Source organism: Cryobacterium sp. Y11, assembly GCF_002929535.1.
In the GTDB taxonomy this organism is placed as follows: Bacteria; Actinomycetota; Actinomycetes; order Actinomycetales; family Microbacteriaceae; genus Cryobacterium.
This window is the reverse complement of sequence record NZ_PJJO01000005.1, coordinates 502-1,250: the sequence shown is the minus strand read 5'-3', so window position 1 is coordinate 1,250 and position 749 is coordinate 502. Positions and strand designations below refer to the sequence as shown.

At 67.2% G+C, this 749-nt stretch carries 1 protein-coding gene; it reads right to left on the bottom strand.

Annotation, left to right across the window (positions count from 1 at the left end; all coding sequences use genetic code 11):
- The coding region (locus CXY75_RS00040; RefSeq protein ID WP_369826612.1) for an RCC1 domain-containing protein at window positions 1-749 on the bottom strand (749 nt) is incomplete at both ends.

Sequence of the window (749 nt, the reverse complement as noted above, 5' to 3'; positions counted from 1 at the left end):
TTCCGGCCGGAGCTGTAAGCACAGTCACGGCTGTGTTCAGCGCCGCGCTGGCACCGCTGTAAGTGCCAGCGAACGTGTCACCAGCGCCGGTGGTCACGGCAGTGACCGGCGCCAACGCCAACGCAGTCGCGGCAATGTCTTCAGAACTGTCCGTGACGTTGTCAAGGTCAGTGAAAACCAACGCACTGGACTGCAGCGTCACTGCCCAACCACTTTCGGTGCCGGTGAGGTCGTCGGCGGTCAAAGTAGCAGCCGCTGTCACCGCCTGCGCGGTGTGCGAGAAATCGACCGCGTCGAACGCGACCGAGGTCAGCGAAGCCGACAGCACGCCGGCGGTGGCGGCCGCGGTGGCCGATGACGTGGACGCGACCACGACCACCCCGGTGACGAGCGCCACCGAATGGCCCGAACCGGCCGACACCGCGGTCACCCTAGACAGGCCCGCCGGAACCGACGACTGCCCGAGGGAGTTATCACCCCAGGCGACGACCGTGCCATCACCCTTCACCGCCACCGAATGGCCCGAACCGGCCGAGACCGCAGTCACCCCAGACAGGCCCACCGGAACCGACGACTGCCCGGCGTAGTTAGCACCCCAGGCGACGACTGTGCCATCACCCTTCACCGCCAACGAATGGGACCCACCGGCCGAGACCGCAGTCACCCCAGATAGGCCAGCCGGAACCGACGACTGCCCGCGGGAGTTATCACCCCAGGCGACGACCGTGCCATCACCCTTCAACGCCACC